Source organism: Sphingobium sp. B2 (assembly GCF_007693735.1).
GTDB lineage: Bacteria > Pseudomonadota > Alphaproteobacteria > Sphingomonadales > Sphingomonadaceae > Sphingobium > Sphingobium xenophagum.
This window is the reverse complement of the sequence record NZ_VDBZ01000001.1, coordinates 832,389-851,035: the sequence shown is the minus strand read 5'-3', so window position 1 is coordinate 851,035 and position 18,647 is coordinate 832,389. Positions and strand designations below refer to the sequence as shown.

Here is an 18,647-nt window from a genome sequence, read left to right as displayed (position 1 = left end):
CCCGGATGGATGGAGAGAGATCACGCCCCTTGCGCCCCGCGAATGGTATACCAGACGAGGGTGTCCAGTCATTATCCATATTCATTGAGTCGTTCTAATCGAGGGTGCACGTACCCCTCCATGCGGTGCTACGGTTCGATTGCGGAGCAAGGGCGACGGTCTGAGGGTTCGCCGATGCTAGGCTGCAAGCACGTTTGATAGCATCGGTACTGGATCGTTTCGCCGAACAACTGTCGAAGAGCCTTCAGACCCCAGGGCAAGCGTAAGCCGACTAGCCTCACCCACGCCTAAAACGGGCATACGGCGCGCAAGAAGTTCGGCAAGCGCGGCGTCTTCGACGGCCACAATAACTTGCCTTCCGCTAGCCACGAGTTGGGCTAGCACCTCTGCTAAGTTGACAGTTCTGAAATCGTCGACATGCTGAACCGGGTCGTCAAGCAAGATTGAGCGCCATCGGCTCCACGCTAGGGAAAGGTTGATCGATAACAGGAAGGCGAGTCCGGTCGCTCGTCGCTGACCACTTGAAAACAGGAACTGGGGATTGAGGCCATCGCCCACCTGCAGCGACAGGAATCGTCTGAGATCGCCCCGAATCGAATATTCGATGTCCTGCCACACCGGATGCGGTCGCAGCCGCCCGTATAGCTCCGCCATCAGCGGCAGCACGCGTTCGAGCCGAAGATCAAGCGTCTCCGAACCGGCGCGGCGGGCGGCGTCGTGGAGCGCGCTGGCAATTGTTTCGGCCCGCCGCGCGCGGCCAGCCCGGTCCTGGGCGCGTGCGAGACGCACGCGCGCCTCCTCTGCCTGTGAGACACCGGTCTCCAGTTGACTGTTCTGGCTGAGGGTACTCAGCACGCGCAGGGCGTGGCGCGCGGCCTCAAGCTCCGCAGCGACCTCGTCGCGCGTGTCGAGGACCTCGGCCTTACTGGCATTGGGTGACAGGCCGACACCGCTAAGCAGCAGGCGGCGGGTCTCGAGCGCCCGGCGCTGGCGGTTGGTGCGATCGATCAGCGCTACGAGGGATTTCTGCGCCTCGGCGATTCTCCGCTCAGCGTCGGCAATCGCCACGCGGCGCTTAGTTGCTTCGGCCGCAAGCTCGCTCGCCTGCCTGTCAATTCGCTCGATCGTCTCAGCAGCTTTGGCGAGCCCGACGGCGAAGGAGGTTGCATCGTGATCGGCGGCGCACAGCGGACAGCTTTTCTCGACCAGTCCAATGCGGGTGCCGATGCTTCTCAACTCGTGGAGCTGAGCTACGAGCTCAGCGGTCTCGCCGACGGTCGAGCCTTCGGCTGGTTCGGGAAGTAGGTCGCGGTCAGCCTTGGCGATTTCGACGTCGCCCTTCGCCTTTTCGATTGCGGCTTCGCTCTCTGCCAGCGCAACCGAGTCGCTTTCATACTCTTCCCAGCCCGATAGGATTGACGCCAGGTCGCGGGCGTATCGCTCGCGGACCGCCACGAATTCGCGGCCGGGCGAGATGAGCTGATCCGGCACCGTGGGGCCGAACTGGAGCAGCCGCGACATCGTCGAGCTAGCCTCGGTTATCGCGGCCTCGGGTGCGAGCGCCGCCCGGGCGTCATCGATCTTCCTGTTGGCCTCAGCGACCGCGTTGTTTGCCGCCACGACATCCGCCTTTGCCTGATCGCTGCGCTTGCGCGCGATCGAAGCCAAGCGGTTGCCTCGCTCCGCCCAGGCATCAGCGTCCATCGCCCCGATCGCCTGTCGCAGCTTCGCATATCGCTGCGTCTCAGAAAGATCGAGGCTGAGGCTGGCAATGTTCTCGTCGCGTATGATCGATGCCGCGCAGAGTTGGAGCAACGGCGAAGGCGGTGCCATTCCGGCGTTCACCATGCCAGCCTCGACGCGCAGCAGCAGCTCGGGGGAGGGATCCTCGATCGGCGTCCGTCTTAGAACTATGGCTTCTGCGCCGTCGCGCAAGGTGACCTCGACAAAGCGCTCGCTGGGCGACGGACCGTCACCCTTCCACCAGATGTAATCCTCTACGCTCTCGCCGCTGGCCTTCATGTCGCCGTATTTGCTGATGTGGCCGGTAAGGGCGAACTCGATCGCGTCGAAGAGCGTGCTTTTTCCGACTCCGTTGCGTCCGTCGATCACGGTGAAGCCGGCGGCTATGGGCACGTCTACTTTGTCGCGGAAACCGCGGAAACCGCTGATCAGGATGCGCTCAATCTTCACGCTCGGTCCTCCAGCAGTTGCATTACGACACCCTCTTCCGCGCCGGAGAGGAACGCCGCCACGATATCGGCATCGAGCTCGGTGCTCCGCGACTGAATCTCCAGCCGCATGTCGATGGGGTCGAGCGACGGTGCAGCGCGAAACGGCAGCAGCGGAAGGAGCGCCGCGCGAGCACCCCCGGCGCCGACCACACCAGCTTTGGTGATCTTACGCATCGCCTCAAGGTCCTCCTCGATCTGACCGAGCGCGAGCGATTCGGCGAAGTCTGCGGCGCCGCGCGAGATCAGCACAAGATACGCATTCCAAGCCTTCTGCCGGGCGGCCTGCAGTGCATCACGGTGTCTCATGGCGACGCGGTCGCGGTCTATCTTCCACGACGCGACGAGTTGCGCCGGAGTTTCGTAGGCGACGACGAATCCGAGGATGGTCGCGTCCTCGAACGCCAGCGTCTCCAGCGTGGCGAGCCGGTCGTCCGCCGGTATCTCGGCGAAGCGCGTGGAGAAACCTGCCTCGGCAAGAACTCCAGCGCAGTCGTGCAGCGTCTCGTTCATAGTGTCGCCTCGAAAGTGGCTCTCGTCATCCAGCTCGGCCCCGCGCCGCGCGCGATCGAACCGTCCGGCCGTCGCGCGAGATCCGCGGGCAGCCCGACGTCGTCCGCACCGACAGCCACGACCACATCCGGAGCAGCGACGGGTGGCATGTCCCACCTATATTCACCTTCGAGGGCGTGTAGGAAAGACCCCGAGCCGCGAATTACGCGCACGACCCGACCGCCGACTTTCCAATATGGACCATCAGCTGTCCCGCCCGCCTCGCGGATCTGCAGCAGCGTCAGACCGACTGCAGGCTCGTCGTGCGGCATCGACTGCCTCGCCGGCTTGCTGGGCTTGCAGCCGAGCAGGTCCCGGCGGACCTGCCAGAGCGTGTCGTTGTCAAGATCGGGAGCTTCGAGGCTGGGGGCGGACGGCGGATGGCCGACGAGCAGCTCGTATGCGGCGACGCCCTTCGCGATAGCGCGGTGGATGAAGACCTTAGAGAAGGATAAGCGCAGTTCGTCAAGGAAGTCCGAACCGGAAGTCTGGAGGTGGAATGCCCCCTTCTTGGCGCGGCCAGCTAGGGCGGCGAGGTCGGGCGCTTTCGACGCGAAGTTTGCGGTTGTCGACGGGTCTACCACCAGCACCGAGGCTGGCGAGACGGCACCGAGCGTTTGGGCGATTACCTGGTTAAGGTAGTCCCAGTCCGTCGAGTACCCGACGATCAACAGATCCTTGTCGAGCAGCGCGTTTTGCAGCCAAGTCTCGCTGCTGGCGATGCGCGCGACGACTGGCGGCGCGGTGAGCTGACCCGGTGCCCAAACGGTGTTCTGCCGCTCTTGTACCCAGCAGCCGTGAATCTTCAGCATTGGGGCCGCACCGCCAGGGGGTGATGCAACCGCTGTTCCGTCGATTCCGGTGAAAACTTGGCCGAGCAACGACTGGCCCGCGGTTTCGACGAGGACGTCGACGTTCGTTGTGACAGCAGCCTGCAGCCCGCGCGAAAGCAAAAGGTCAGCGACTGCAATATGGCCGGGATTAGGCTTCGCCGCGAACACGTCGGGATCAATGAACTCGTTCAGATAGACGCCCAGCTCGCCCTTTTGGAAGAACAGTTCCGCTTGGTCCTCGATGTCGACGGGCAGCGGAGGTCGCAGTCCACCATAGCGGGCGTCGTACTCAGTCTTGGCGACCGCCGCGATCGCTGCGGCGCTCGGAAGATTGCTAGGTGCGGCCATCGAGAGGCCCGCGCCGGCAATAAGGACCAAGCGGTTATTCAGTATGCCGTCTAAGGCCAGCGCAAGCGCATCTTGGTTAGTAGTCGGAGTCACTTCTCGTGACTAACCGCATCGCGCCATTCGCGCTAGATGTTCGAAGCGTTCTTTCTGATAGTAATCGGACCGAGCCAGCTTGTCGTGAGACTCAGACACAACTGCCCGCGGGCGACTCCGAACGAGCGTCAGTTGCCGATCTGGGCGGAACGATGAACTTCAAATTGTTATAGGCGCTCGGGCATAGTCTGCAAAACCCCGAGGGTTCCGATTGGATCATTAGCCAAATAGTCAATCGGAAGTGCTTTCGAACCCAACCCACATGCGCTTTACGACCGAAGGCAGGCATGTATCCTGCCGCCAATTGGCCGACCGACTAGCAAGCGCGCTGCTGGATCATTGGTGACACGGGCGGACTGCTAATGAGTCGAGTCGGCCAGAGGAAAACATCTACCGGCTGCTCGTTTGACAACGCCATTGATCGCGTGGTCAAGTGACGAAGGACTGTCGCGGGGGTCGGCCAGCGCCAAGTGACACGCGCGACAGACCTATCGTCATACGGGATCATGCCTATGCTAGGCTGCGAAGCGCTCCACCTTCTTAAGCCCGGTTGACGTTTCGGATTGCGGCGTCAGGAAGCGCGTCAGAGCCGCCTTCCGCGAGCTGCGATCAAGAGCATAGTGCGTGTGAGACAACTCGGCCCCGTCGAGCAGCGCCTGGATGTAGCCCGACACCGTATCTGCCGCCATGACCAGCGCCGCATCGAGCGTGTGGACATAGCGGCTCGTGATCGAGCCGGTTGCGTGACCGAGAAGCGCGGCGATCGTGATTTCGGTGAAACCCAGATCGTTCGCCATGCTGGCAAAGCTGTGGCGCAGCACATGGGCGGTGACGTCCTCCAGCTCCGTTCCGGCGAAGATCTTTTCCCAGTGACGCGGAAAGCTGCCGAATGACCTTTCCGGGTTCCGTTCTCCGGGAAAGACGAATGGACTATCGTCTTCCATGTCGAGCGCGTCGAAGAATTCGAGGACCGGCAGACCCATCGGCCGAACGGATTGGCCTTCCTTCGTGTCCTCGAAGCGTAATGCGCTTCCTGCGAGGTCGATTTCCTTCTTCTGGATTGCGACGATTTCGCCGCGCCGACACCCGGACATGGCCAGCACACGAATGATCTCGACGGTTCGCGTATAGCGGTCATCTTCGGCTGCCTTCGAGAGAATGCGGCCGAGAGCGCGATACTCGTCCTCGTTCAGGCGGCGGGTCCGCGCGACGTCCTTCGGCTTGCGTACCCCGTGCGCGGGATTGACCTCGATGATTCCCAGCTCGTCCCGTGCATAGGTGAAGATACCGCCCAGCAAGCCGACGGTGCGGCTCGCCGCCCCGGCGCCTCCGCGGACAACCGATTTCCCGCGAAGCTTCTTGGTCTTCTCGCTCAGGCGGGTCTTCCCGGACATGATGTCCTTCATCATCGTCGTCACGTCAGCCTTCGTGACGTGAGTGACCTGCTTCTTGCCGAGCAGAGGAACGATGTGGCGCTGTATCCGACCAAGATCGGTGACCTTCGTGGTGGCCTTTTTTGGACGCCCGCCCTTGCCGAGTATGCGGCCGGCCTCGAGTTCCGCGATATAAAGCTCGCACAGTTCCTTGACTGAAATTGCCTTGCGGGCGCTGTTTCGGTTCTCGAGGGGATCATTCCCTTTTGCGACTTCGGCGAGCGCCTGGATCGCGAGCGTCCTGGCTTGCTCGGCGGTGATCTGCCCGTGCCGGCCGAGTTTCATCCGCCGCCGCACGTTATTCACGTTCCGATAGTCGACAAAATATGTCCGCGTACCCGATGGCAACACGAACGCGCCGAAGCCCTTCAGCTCGCTGCACCAGATGGTATATTGGCGCGCCCGCGGCTCGGATTTCTCGACAATTTGCTTAGTCAGTTTTGGCATAGACACCTCGCTAGAGCGTGCTCAAAAAACTCACCAAAATCTCACCACTGAAATGAAAACAGTGGCGCGGTCATGGGTAGCGTAGAGAGCCTTTCACGTCAATAAAATACTGTAATAACAGTATGTTAGCGTGCTCTAGCGTTGAATAGATTTGCCTGTCGTAGCACTGTGTTTCTAGCTCCGAAGGCAAAGGCCAGTGGTTCGAATCCACTTGGGTGCACCACCCCATCAGGGGGCACGCAATTTCCCTGCATTCGCTGGCCTAGGCCCGATAGCTTCGAACCCCCGCCGCCATGCGCCGGGCCAGCACTTCGGACAATAGCAGGGCGGTCAGCGACAGCAGGATCGACGCGATGGCCAGCCGCGTGACAACGGCCTCCGCGCCGGGCGCTTGCAACGCTGCGTAGATGGCGATCGGCAGCGTGCGGGTTTCGCCCGGAATATCGGACACGAAGGTGATGGTCGCGCCGAATTCGCCGATCGAGCGGGCAAAGCCCAATATCACCCCCGCCAGCACGCCGGGCAGCGACAGCGGCAGGGAAATGGTCAGGAACACCCGCAACGGTCCGGCCCCCAGCGTCCGGGCCGCGCCTTCCAGCCGTCGATCCACCGCCTCGATCGAAAGGCGGATCGCCCGCACCATCAGCGGCATGGCCATGATCCCGGCGGCCAGTGCCGCGCCGGTCCAGCGGAACAGCAGGGTGATGCCAAACCAGTCCGCCAGCCAGCGCCCGATCGGGCCATTCGCACCGAACAGCAGCAGCAATAGCCACCCGGTAACGACCGGCGGCACCACCAGCGGCAGATAGACCAGCGCGTCCAGCAGCATCCGGCCGGGGAAACGCCACCGCGCCAATATCCAGGCCAGCGCGAACGCAATCGGCAGCATCGCGCCGACCGCAACCGCGCTGACCTTGATCGACAGGGCGATGATCGGCCAGTAATCGGGCGGCAGGTCCAGCATCACGTCATGCTCCTGTGCTGGGTCCGGCTGGCGGCCATCATGGGAAATCCATCTGGACGATATGCGCGGACAGGCGCTCCGCCTCCGCCAGGTCGTGCGTGACGTACAGGATCGGCACGCCCACCTCGTCCCGCAACCGTTCGACCAGCTGCAATATGTCGGCGCGCCGCGCGCGGTCGATCGACGCCAGCGGCTCGTCCATCAACAGGCAGGATGGGTGCGTCAGCAGGGCGCGGCCAATCGCCACGCGCTGCGCCTCCCCCATCGACAGGGTCGATGGCCAGCGATCGAGCAGCCCCGCTATGCCAAGGAAGCGGGCCATCTCCTCCAGCGCCTCGGCGGCATCGGGCGAACGACGCACACCGTAGAGAAGATTGCCGCGCACCCGCAGGTGCGGGAACAGCCGGGCGTCCTGAAAGATATAGCCCAGACGCCGATGTTCCGGCGCGACATTGATGCCCCGTGCGGCGTCGAACAACGGCACGTCACCCACATGGATATGGCCGCCATCGGGCCGCAACAGCCCGGCGACCATGTTGAGTATGGTCGTCTTGCCCACGCCTGACGGGCCGAGCAGCGCCGTCACGCCCTGCCCGGCATCGATCCTGCACGCGATCCGCCGGTCACCCAGGTCGCGCCAGACGTCGATGCGGAAGGTCGACGCGGTCGCAGGCGGCGATGGATCGGGACGGGCTGGCACAGCGGGGTGGGAAACGGACATTGCCGCCCTTGTGCCCCGATCCGCTCAGCCGATGCAAGCGCGCAGCGATGGCGTCGGGCGATCCATCGCGGCGTCAGCATAACACCCCGCTCAGCCGGGCGCAGCGGCCGATCCCGCCAGCAGCCCGCCATCGATATTCACCTCCGTCCCGGTGATATAGGTCGCCTCGTCGGACGCCAGCATGACCGCGACCGTCGCGACTTCATCGCTCGCGCCGAACCGCTTGAGCGGCGTATCGGCGACCAGCGCCGCCATCCGCGCCTCCCGATCCGGGCCATCGCCGATCATGCTTTCCCACATCGGCGTCAGGATCGCGGCGGGGTGGATCGAATTGCAGCGGATAGCCCAGCCCTGCTGCGCGCAATAGAGCGCGACCGACTTGCTATGGTTGCGGATCGCCGCCTTGGACGAGGCATAGGCCGCCGCCAGCGGAATGCCGACCAGCCCCGACCGCGACGAAATGTTGATGATCGATCCGCTGCCCTGCGCCTTCATCGCGCCGATCGCGTATCGACAACCCAGAAAGGTGCCGTCCAGGTTGACGTGGTGGACCGCCCGCCAGTCGGCCAGCGTCGCATGTTCAGGATCATGGGCGACCATGCCCTGCTCGAACCCGGTCACCCCGGCATTGTTCACCATGACGTCGATCGCAGGAACTGCCTCGGCCAGCCCCGCCCAGTCCGCCTCCTCCCGCACGTCCAGTGCGATGAAGCGGCAGCCGATTTCAGCCGCAGCCGCAGCCCCGGCCCCCTCATCAATATCGGTCAGGATGACGCTCGCGCCTTCGGCATGAAAACGCGCCGCGATCGCCCGGCCAATGCCGCGCGCAGCGCCGGTGACGACGCAAATCTTGTTGGTCAATTTATGCATGATATTCTCGAAACAGAGCCAGATGGGCGGATTGCTCCGCTGCTATAGGTCGTGCCGCTTCAGCGGTTACGCTGGTTCATTTCGATAACTCCTGTTGCCAGTCAGACTAGGCGGATCGCCGCCTTGGCGCAACAGGCTATGGCCCTATGTTCCCAAAACCTGCCGCTCATGCGCGATCAGCCATGTCTTGGCCGCCAGTCCGCCGGCAAAACCCGTCAGCGCCCCGTTACTGCCCACCACCCTGTGGCATGGCGCAAGGATCGACAGCGGGTTGCGGCCATTGGCGGCCCCCACGGCGCGCGATGCGGTCGGCTGGCCGATGGCGCTGGCGATCGCGCCATAGCTGCGCGTCTCCCCGAACGGGATCGCCAGCAAGGCCGCCCACACCCGTTGCTGAAAGGCCGTGCCGCGCATATCCAGCGGCACGTCGAAATGCTGCCGCGCCCCGGCGAAATAGTCCGCCAGTTGCGTCGCGGCCTGCCGCAGGACCGGATGGTCGGGCCGTGCCGCCGTCACCGGCAGGCGTACCCGCGCGGGATCGTCATCCTCCCACAACACCGCCACCAGTCCGGCGTCACTGGCCACCAGCGTCAATGTGCCGACGGGCGAAGGAAACAGGGTCGTCGCAAGGGTCATGAAACAGTCTCCCTATCGGTCCCACCCCATCTAGCAAGGGGCAGGCCCAAATGCCTCCCGCCCCTTGCGATCAAAGCCGCCTTATTTCAGACCACCGCCCATGGCACGATAGAGTTCGACCATATTGGTCGCACGGGTCAGCCGCGTCGCTAGCAGGCTTTGCTCTGCGGTGAACAGCGCACGCTGCGAATCCAGCGTCGTCAGGAAGGGATCGACCCCGGCCCGGAAACGCGCGTCCGACAGCGTATAGGCGGCCCGCGCCGAATCCCGTTGCGATTTCTGGGCTTCCATTTGCTGGGTCATCGTCCCCCGCCTTGCCAGCGCGTCCGCGACTTCGCGAAAGCCCGTCTGGACGCTCTTTTCATAGGTCGCCAGCATCGCGTCATAGGTCGCCCTGGCATAGGCCAGATTGCCCTTATTCTTGCCGAAGTCGAAGATCGGCAGCGAAGCCGACGGTGCGACCGACCAGAACTGGCTGCCCGACCCGAACAGGTTGGACAGGCCCAGGCTCAGCGAACCGAACGCCGCCGTCAGCGAGATATTGGGGAAGAAGGCCGCCCGCGCCGCGCCGATATTGGCGTTGGCGCTGCGCAACTGATGCTCCGCCGCCGCAATGTCGGGCCGCCGCAACAGGACGTCGGACGATATGTCGGCGGGCAGATTGTCGATCGTCGCGCCTGCCGCTGGCAGCGCATCGGGCAGGTCGCTGGCCGGGACCGTCGTACCCGCCAGCAGATTGAGCGCATTCTGATCCTGCGCCACCAGCGTCAGCGTCTCGGCGATCGTCGATCGTGCCGAATCATAGCTGGTCTGCGCCTGCCGTACCTCCAATTCGGACGCGATCCCCTTGGCAAAGCGCGCGCGGTTCAGTTCCAGCGTCTTGCCGAACGCGCTTTCCAGATCGCGCGCGATCCGCAACCGTTCCTGGTCCGCCGCCATCGTCAGCCACGCATCGGCCACCTCCGCAATCAGCGCGGTCTGCGCTGCGTTGCGGGTTTCGACGCTGGCGAAATATTGCTCCTGCGCGGCCTTGCTCAGATTGCGGACCCGCCCGAACAGGTCGATTTCCCACGCCGAAACACCGACCTGTGCCTGATACACGTCCGTCCGGCCCGACCCGGCGAGCGAAAAGGGCGAATCCTGATAGGTCGCATTGCCGCCCGCCGTCACGCGGGGCAACAGGTCGGCGCGCTGTACCCGATATTGCGCCCGCGCCTGCTCCACATTGGCCAGCGCAACACGCAAATCGCGATTGTTGGCGAGTGCCGTGTCAATGACCCGCGCCAGCCGCGCGTCGGTGAAGAAATCGCGCCATGCCGTATCGGCCGGGACGATCGCCGCCCCGTCCGCCGCGCCATAGGCCGGCCCCTGCGGGCTGGTCGCCGGAACCGGCAGTGCGGGCCGCACATATTTGGGCGCCATGTCGCAGGCGGCCAGCGCCAGCGACAAGGTAATGGCGCCCAGCGCCTTGACGTTACGCATCTCTTATGCCTCCTGCGGCGTGGCGGGCGTTGCCTGCTCTTGCGCCGCATCATGGGTCTTATGTTCACGGAACAGCCGCTTCACCACGGTGAAGAATACCGGCACGAAGAAGATCGCCAGCACTGTCGCGGACAACATGCCCCCGACCACGGCCCAGCCGATCGCATTCTGGCCACCGGCCCCTGCCCCGGTCGACAGCGCCAGCGGCAGCACGCCGAAGATGAAGGCAAAGCTGGTCATCAGGATCGGCCGCAGACGCAGCTTGCCTGCCTCCAGCGCAGCCGCGCCCGGCGACATGCCCTCACGCATCTTCTCTTCGGCAAATTCCACGATCAGGATCGCATTCTTCGCCGACACGCCGATCGTCGTGATCAGGCCGACCTGAAGGTAGATGTCGTTGTTCAGCCCCGCCAGCGTGGCCGCGATCACCGCGCCCAAAACGCCCAGCGGCACCACCAGCATCACCGCGATCGGCACCGACCAGCTTTCATACAGCGCAGCCAGGCACAGGAACACGATCAGCATCGACAGGGCATAGACATAGGGCGCCTGCCCGCCGGACGTGCGTTCCTCATAGGAAATGCCGTTCCAGCTATAACCGATGCCGGCGGGCAATTTGGCGGCATATTCCTCCATGGCCTTCATCGCCTCGCCGCTCGACACGCCGGGCGCGGGCGCGCCCTGTATGTTCATCGACGGCACGCCGTTGAACCGCTCCAGCCGGGCCGGACCCGTGACCCATTCCGTCGTGGAGAAGGCCGACAGGGGCGCCATGACGCCGCTGCTGCCCCGGACATGCAGCGCCCCGATCGAATCGGGGGTGGTGCGGAACGGCGCGTCGGCCTGCACGAACACGCGCTTCACCCGGTCGCGATCAATGAAGTCATTGACATAGGCGCTGCCCAGATTGGTGCTGATCGTGTCGTTGACGTCCGCCTGCGCGATGCCCAGCGCACCCGCCGCCGCCTGATCGACGGTCAGCTTCAACTGCGCGCTGTCCTCCAGGCCATTGGGCCGCACCTGCGCCAATCGCTTGTCTTGCATCGCCATGCCCAGCAACTGGTTGCGCGCCTCCAGCAACTTTTCATGGCCCACACTGCCAAGGTCCAGCAACTGGAAGTCGAAACCCGACGCATTGCCCAGTTCCTGCACCGCTGGCGGCACGAACGCGATGACCATGCCTGCGGAAATCTTGTGCAGGGCCGCATTGGCGCGCTCGGCGATCGCCATGACGCTATTGTCCTGCCCCTTGCGCAGCTTCCAGTCCTTCATCGGCACGAAGGCGATACCGACATTCTGGCCCTGCCCGACAAAGCCGAAGCCGGAAATGGTAAAGACCGCCGCGACATTGTCCTTTTCCTGCGTCAGATAATAGTCGCGCACCCGGTCCAGCGTCCGCTCCGTCTCCTCGATCGTCGCGCCGGTGGGCAGCGAAATCTGGTTGATGATGCGGCCCTGATCCTCTTCGGGCAGGAAGCCGGTCGGCAGGCGCAGGAAGATGACCGCCATGCCCACCGTCACCAGGCCAAAGACCAGCATGGTCCGGCCCCAGCGCCGCTCGACCTTCTCGACGCCCTGCCCATAGCGGACAACGCCCTTGTCGAACGTGCGGTTGAACCAGCCGAAAAAGCCCTTCTGCGTCGCATGGTCATGCCGGGCCGGCTTCAGGATCGTGGCGCACAGCGCGGGCGTCAGGATCAGCGCGACCAGCACCGACAGGATCATCGATGAAACGATGGTGATCGAAAACTGGCGGAAGATGACGCCGGTGGACCCGCCAAAGAATGCCATGGGCAGGAACACCGCGGACAGGACGAGGCCGATGCCGATCAGCGCGCCGCTAATCTCGTCCATCGACTTTTTCGCCGCTTCCTTGGGACTGAGGCCTTCATCCTGAATCAGCCGCTCGACATTTTCGACGACGACGATCGCGTCGTCGACCAGCAGGCCGATCGCCAGCACCATGCCGAACAGGGTCAGCGTGTTGATGGTAAAGCCCGCCGCGTGCAGGATCGCGAGCGATCCCAGCAGCACGACCGGCACGGCAATGGTGGGGATCAACGTCGCGCGCCAGTTCTGAAGGAACAGGAACATGACGACGAACACCAGCAACACCGCCTCGATCAGCGTGTGGATAACTTGTTCGACCGACAGTTTCACAAAGGTCGAATTGTCGACCGGGAAGTCATATTTGACCCAGGACGGGAAGTTCCTCGACAGCGTCTTGATCTGCGCCTTGACGTCCGTAACCGTGTCCAGCGCGTTGGCGCCCGGCGCCAGCTTGATGCCGAAACCGGCGGCCGGATGGCCGTTGAACTTCGCGCCAAAACTGTAATTTTCCGATCCCAGTTCGACCCGCGCCACGTCGGACAGCAGGACGACCGACCCGTCGCTGTTGCTGCGCAGGCGGATGGCGCGGAATTCCTCCGGCGTGCGCAACCGCGACTGGGCGGTGACGGTGGCGTTGAGCGCCTGTCCCTTGGGCGATGGCGTACCGCCGATCTGGCCCGCCGACACCTGCGCATTTTGCGCCTGGATCGCGGCCTTCACGTCGCCCGTCGTGACGCCCAGATTGGCCATCTTGTAGGGGTCCAGCCACACCCGCATGGCATATTGCGCACCCAGCAACTGGGTATCGCCAACCCCGGTGACGCGGCTGATCGGATCTTGCAGCGATGACGCGATAAAGTCGCCCGCATCCTGCTGGTCATGGATGCCGTCATCGGAATAGACCGCCATCACCATCAGGAAGCTGGCGGTCGATTTGGTGACGCGCAGCCCCTGTTGCTGCACTTCCTGCGGCAGGAGCGGCGTCGCCTGCGCCAGCTTGTTCTGCACCTGCACCTGCGCGATGTCTGCATCGGTGCCCTGCTCGAACGTCAGGGTGATGTTCAGGTTGCCCGCGCTGTCGCTGGTGGACGAAAAATAGCGCAGATTGTCGATGCCCTTGAGCTGTTGCTCGATGATCTGGGTCGTCGTGCTTTCCAGCGTCTGGGCATTGGCACCCGGATAGCTGGTTGCGATGCTGACCGTGGGCGGCGCGATTTCAGGAAATTGCGCGACGGGCAGCGCCCTGATGGCGAGCAGACCCGCCAGCATGATGACGATGGCGATGACCCATGCAAAGATGGGCCGGTCGATAAAATAGCGGGCCATGATTTACTGCGCCCCGCCGGTGGACGCCGTAACCTGCTGTGGCGCGCCGGGCTTGACGACCGTGCCGGGGCGCAGATTGAGCAGCCCTTCGACGATCAAACGGTCGCCCGGTTTCAGCCCGCCGGTAACGATCCACTTGTCGCCCACCGGGCGGTCGACCGTCACCTGGCGCAATTCCGCCTTATTGTCCTTGCCAACGACCAGCGCCGTCGCGCGGCCGCGGGCGTCGCGGCTGATGCCCTGCTGCGGCGCCAGGATGACCTGACGGCGCTGACCTTCCACCACCCTGGCGCGCACATACATGCCTGGCAGCAACAGCCCGTCGGGATTGGCGAAGGTCGCGCGCAGCGTCACCGCGCCCGACGTCGGATCGACCGACACTTCGGAAAATTGCAGCCTGCCCTCGATCGGATAGGTGCTGCCATTGGGCAGCAGCAACTGGATGCGCGCGCCGTCCACGCTGCTGACGCCGCCCTTCTTCATCGCCTGCTTCAGGTCGATGATCTCCGCAGCGGACTGGGTGACATCGACATAGACAGTGTCGGTGCGCTGGATCGTCGCCAGCGGGTCCGCCTGCCCGGCCTGCACCAGTGCGCCCGGCGTGAACAACGAACGGCCGATACGACCGGAAATGGGGGCGCGAATGCGCGTGAAATTCTGGTTCACCTGCGCCGATTGCAGCGCACCTCGCTGCGCTGCAACATCGGCGCGCGCCTGTTGGGCGGCGGCGTCGGCATTGTCATATTCCTGACGGCTGACGGCATTGATGCCGACCAGATCCTTGTAGCGCTGCGCCTGCAGGCTGGTGGCCCGGATCGCTGCATTGGCCCGCGCCAGCGCACCCTGCGCCTGCGCGACGGCGGCGCGATAGGGGGCGTCCTCGATTTCGTAGAGCAGTTGCCCGGCCCGCACCATGCCGCCCTCGGCAAACAGACGGCGACGGATAACGCCGCTGATTTGTGGCCGAACTTCGGCGGTTTCCACCGCTACGATCCGTCCCGGCAGCTCATTGATCAGCGGCGCGGTGCCGGTTTCGAGCGTTACGACGCCCACGGCGGGTGGCGGCGGCGCAGGCGGCGGACTGTCCCCGCACGCACTCAGAGTCAGCGCCGACGCGCACGCCAGCAGACCGATGAACTTCCCCTTTTGCATCGCGCATATTTCCGTTTTGATAGGATACTGATCGGAATGAACGTTCATTCCGCTTGCGCCGCAGGTAGGATCATGCCAATGTGAATTCAAGAGAGAAAATGTCTAGGAGGGCAAATTGGTTGCAACGCAGCAAAAACAGACCGTACCGGAAAGGTCGGGTAAGGAGCGGATCTTGGAAGCCGCCCGAACGCTGTTCGACAGCCATGGCTTCCATCAATCCTCCATGGCCGAACTGGCCGTAGCAGCCCAGGTTTCGGTCGGGCAGATCTATCGCCTGTTCAAGGGCAAGGAAGACATCATCGCCGCCATCGTACAGGCGGATTATGACGAACGCTGCATGCATATGGATGCGCTGCGCTCGCGGCTCGACGCTGGCGAACTAACGGTCGAACAGACGTTCGAGGAATTGCTGCTGCATGTCGTCGATGAAAAGGACGAAGCGCTGTCCTTCGACATCCTGGCCGAAAGTTTCCGCAACCGGCCGGTCGGGGATATGATCGCGGCGATGTGTGTGCGGTTTCGCGGCTATATTCGCGACTTTGCCTGCGCGGCCAATCCTGACCTGTCAGGCGAAGCGCTGGACGGCGCTGAGGAAATTGTCCTCGCCTGCCTGTTCGGCCTTGGCCATCGCAGCCTTTCGCGCCCCAGCCTCAGCGCAACCGACACCGCCCGCCTTTCCGCACTGATGATCGTCGCGGCGCTGCGCGCCATCTGCTAGACAAAAGCGGGGCGCCGGACCAGCAGCGCCCCCGGCTATTTCGCCTCGACCCCTTCGGGCAGGACAATCGCCGACCAGCTTTTGGCCGGAACCAGATAGCGGGCGGCCAGCGCCTGCAACTGGGCTGGCGTGACAGTCAGCATATCCTGCGCCATCGTCTGCATTGCCGCCACATAGCGCGCATCATGGGTCGCGCCTTCCATCTGGTTCATCCAGAAGGCATTGCCCGTCCCGGCCCGCATCAGCATCTGCCGCATCGGCGCGACCGCGCGCTGCAATTCATCCTCGCTGACCGGCGTTTTGGCCAGATCGGCCGCGGTCGATTTCACCACATCGTAGAAATAGGCGATCCTGTCGGGCCGCACCTGGCTCGTCACCAATATATAGCCGCCACTCTCATAGGAAAATGGCCAGCTATTCTGGACGCTGGGCGAATAGGCCGCGCCCTCGGTCGATCGCAGCCGGTCGAACAGCCGGTCATTGAAAATCTGGGTCAGTATCTCCAGCTGGCGCGCTTCCTTTTGCAGGGTGAAGCCGCCCGATGTCGGCCATGCCATGACGGCGGCGGCCTGTTCCTTGTCGCCCTTGTGCCGTAATACGATCGGGGTTTCGACATGGGCAGGAAAGCGCATCGCCAGGTTGGCAGCGGGCACGGGCGTATCGGCGCGGGGCGGCAATGCGCCCAGCGTCTGCGCCACTGCCGCTATCGCGTCGTCCGGCTTTACCTGCCCGAAAATCTGCACCTCTATCGGTCCGGACGCCAGAATCGGTTCCCATGTCGCGCGGAAGGCCTGCGGCGTCAGCGCGTTGATTTCGGCCAGCGACGGGGTGCGAAACCGCACATCCTTGTCATGCAGCAACCAGCCCAGATCACGCCCCAGCACGGCGTCGGGCGAACGGGTCATGGCGTCATAGGCGACGGTCGCGCCTGCCTTGACCCGTGCGATCGGCGCCGGGTCCCATCCGGGCGCACCCAGCTTGGTCGCGAACAGGCGCAACTGGTCCTTATAGTCGGCCGGGCGCGTCACCGCCTGCAATTCGAACGCATCTTCGTCGATGGAAAAATCCATGCCCATGCGGCGACCATTGGTCAGGTCGTCCAGCTCGCGCTGGCCCAGCGTGCCGATGCCACTGGCCACCAGTGCATAATCCCCCGCCCAGCTCGCCACCGGCTTGACCGGGGAGAAGGCCTGCTGGCCATGCCCGAAGCGGACGTTGATCCGCACCTTTTCCGTCTCTGCATCATTGGCGAACAGGGTCAGCTTCACCCCGTTGGAAAAGGTGATGCTTTCCATCCCGGCGAGGCCAATGGGCGTGCGGGAAACGACCGTGGCCGGCGCACCCAGCTTGGGCAGGTCGGCCATCGTCACGATCTTGTCGGCCAGCCGCGCATTGGTCGCCGCCTTGACCGGCGCGGCGACGGCTGCCGCCAGCTTCGCGTCCAGACCCGGCTGCGCCGTGCCCGTCACCAGCAGGGCGCGGAACACGCCTGCCGAAAACAGCCGGTTGGTCGATTCGACGATCTTGGCAGGCGTCATATTCGCCTTGCCAGAGCGGAAGATGCTGAGGGCCGCGTCGGGGCTGACCGTCGTTTCGCGAATATCGACCGCACTGATCAGGTCGCTCGCCTGCTTTGCGCCCGCCTCCGTATCGGCATTTTCGACCTGGATCGCCAGCGCCGTATCCATCTGCGCATATTCGCGGTTGATTTCGGTCTGGCTGGGCGGCGTGGTCTTGGCGTCCTCCACGATGCCGCGGACATCGGCCAGCGCCTTTTGCCAATTCTCGCCCACCGGGATGATGGTCATGAACGTACCGTCAACCGATCGGCTGACATCCTGCTGCTCGACACTCGATTGCAGGAAGCTGCCACCGCTGCGCGCCGCCTGCTCCAGCCGGCGGCTGATGATCTGCAACGCCAGCATGTCGGTCAGCTTGTCCTGATTGTAGAGGATAGTGTCGGCGCGCGGCTTCCACGGGCGCAGCCAGGCAAGCGTCAGGCCCAGCGGCACGCCCGGCTCCACTGCAACGCGGGTGGCGGGGAATTTGGGATCGGGCGCGCCGAAGTCGGGCATGGGCGCGCCCTTGCCGGGCACGGACCAGCCGCCAAACTGGTCCTTGATCAGCTGTTCGGCCAGCGCCGGATCAATATCCCCCGCTATCGCGATCACGGCGTTTTCCGGGCGATACCAGCGCTCGTGAAACGCCGTCATCTTGGCCGCCGTCGCGGCGTTGAGCGTCGCCACCGTGCCGATCGGCGCACGATCGGCCATGGGTTGCCCGGCGAAGAAATGCTCGCGGCTGACGTCGGAAATCCGCGTCTGCGGCCCGTCGCTCTCGCGCCGTTCGGCCAGCACCACCGCGCGCTCGGCATCGACCGCGCTGTCGACAATATTGGGATCAGCCATCATCCCCGCCAGAATCTTCAGGCTTTCGCCCAGGCTCTGCGGCGTCGCCTGCGGCAGGTCGAGCGCATAGCTGGTGCCGGTCGGCGTCGTCTGCGCATTGCTGTCGCTGCCGAATGTCACGCCCAGCCGCTGCCAGATACGCTTGGATTCGCCATCGGGGACATGGCGTGACCCACGAAAGGTCAGATGCTCCATGAAATGGGCATAGCCCTGCTCGTCGGGCCGCTCCATCAGCGATCCCGCGTCGATCCGCAAACGAACGGACACCTGCCCCGGCGGCACGCCATTGCGACGGATCGCATAGCGCAGGCCGTTGGACAAAGTGCCGAACCGCCATGCGGCATTGATCGGCACATCGCTATTTTCGTAAAGCCACGGCCTCACCTTAGGCGCGAGCGCGCTTGACGTGGCAGCAGGGGCAGATTCCGTCCGGGCCGCCAGCGGCGCAGGCGCCCCCGACAGCAGCAGGGCAAGGACAGTCAGCGAAGCGGCGGCGCGCCGGGGGAAAAATCTCATAGGCCGGGGAGCCTAACGGGATTTTCCTGAATGGCTACTGACAAAGATGGTCATGGGACGCCGCAAAATATCGTTCGCTTCGAGCGT

Annotated in this window: 13 protein-coding genes; 1 reads left to right on the top strand and 12 read right to left on the bottom strand. The window is 64.0% G+C overall.

All coding sequences use genetic code 11. The annotated features are described in order from the left end of the window. Positions 1-177: 177 nt before the first annotated feature. The 11 genes from FE851_RS04225 to FE851_RS04175 form a co-directional block, all read right to left on the bottom strand. Positions 178-2,193, bottom strand: a complete 2,016-nt coding sequence (locus FE851_RS04225) for an AAA family ATPase (RefSeq protein WP_145200045.1) — start codon at positions 2,191-2,193, stop codon at positions 178-180. After that, positions 2,190-2,744 (bottom strand): hypothetical protein, encoded by a 555-nt coding sequence (locus tag FE851_RS04220; protein ID WP_145200042.1) that lies wholly within the window; start codon positions 2,742-2,744, stop codon positions 2,190-2,192. The genes FE851_RS04225 and FE851_RS04220 overlap by 4 nt, the downstream gene beginning before the upstream one ends. Next, entirely contained in the window at positions 2,741-3,994 is a 1,254-nt protein-coding gene (locus FE851_RS04215) for an SIR2 family protein (protein ID WP_145200040.1), read from the bottom strand. Before FE851_RS04215 ends, FE851_RS04220 begins: the two co-directional genes overlap by 4 nt. A gap of 578 nt (positions 3,995-4,572) precedes the next feature. Next, a complete protein-coding gene (locus FE851_RS04210) occupies positions 4,573-5,937 on the bottom strand; it encodes a tyrosine-type recombinase/integrase (protein WP_145200037.1) in 1,365 nt (454 codons plus the stop codon). Positions 5,938-6,199: 262 nt separating this feature from the next. After that, a complete protein-coding gene (gene modB / locus FE851_RS04205; RefSeq protein WP_019052671.1) occupies positions 6,200-6,901 on the bottom strand; it encodes a molybdate ABC transporter permease subunit in 702 nt (233 codons plus the stop codon). 37 nt (positions 6,902-6,938) lie between these two features. After that, positions 6,939-7,622 carry an ATP-binding cassette domain-containing protein gene (locus FE851_RS04200; protein WP_145200034.1) on the bottom strand — a complete coding sequence of 228 codons (684 nt, stop codon included), beginning with the start codon at positions 7,620-7,622 and terminating at the stop codon, positions 6,939-6,941. A gap of 90 nt (positions 7,623-7,712) precedes the next feature. Next, positions 7,713-8,492, bottom strand: coding sequence for an SDR family oxidoreductase (locus tag FE851_RS04195; RefSeq protein ID WP_145200031.1), 780 nt, complete (start codon positions 8,490-8,492; stop codon positions 7,713-7,715). A gap of 144 nt (positions 8,493-8,636) precedes the next feature. Then, positions 8,637-9,128 carry a methylated-DNA--[protein]-cysteine S-methyltransferase gene (locus FE851_RS04190; protein ID WP_145200027.1) on the bottom strand — a complete coding sequence of 164 codons (492 nt, stop codon included), beginning with the start codon at positions 9,126-9,128 and terminating at the stop codon, positions 8,637-8,639. Between the two features lie 81 nt (positions 9,129-9,209). After that, positions 9,210-10,610, bottom strand: coding sequence for an efflux transporter outer membrane subunit (locus FE851_RS04185; protein WP_145200024.1), 1,401 nt, complete (start codon positions 10,608-10,610; stop codon positions 9,210-9,212). Positions 10,611-10,613: 3 nt separating this feature from the next. Next, complete coding sequence (locus FE851_RS04180) at positions 10,614-13,766, bottom strand: efflux RND transporter permease subunit (RefSeq protein ID WP_107125217.1); 3,153 nt, start codon at positions 13,764-13,766, stop codon at positions 10,614-10,616. Positions 13,767-13,769: 3 nt separating this feature from the next. Then, complete coding sequence (locus FE851_RS04175; protein WP_107125280.1) at positions 13,770-14,918, bottom strand: efflux RND transporter periplasmic adaptor subunit; 1,149 nt, start codon at positions 14,916-14,918, stop codon at positions 13,770-13,772. 172 nt (positions 14,919-15,090) lie between these two features. Between FE851_RS04175 and FE851_RS04170 the strand changes: the two genes are divergently transcribed. Beyond that, positions 15,091-15,636 (top strand): TetR/AcrR family transcriptional regulator, encoded by a 546-nt coding sequence (locus FE851_RS04170; protein WP_017184199.1) that lies wholly within the window; start codon positions 15,091-15,093, stop codon positions 15,634-15,636. A 35-nt stretch (positions 15,637-15,671) separates the two neighbouring features. Here the strand turns inward: FE851_RS04170 and FE851_RS04165 are convergent, their stop codons facing one another. Next, a complete protein-coding gene (locus tag FE851_RS04165) occupies positions 15,672-18,560 on the bottom strand; it encodes a M16 family metallopeptidase (protein ID WP_145200021.1) in 2,889 nt (962 codons plus the stop codon). Positions 18,561-18,647 lie beyond the last annotated feature (87 nt).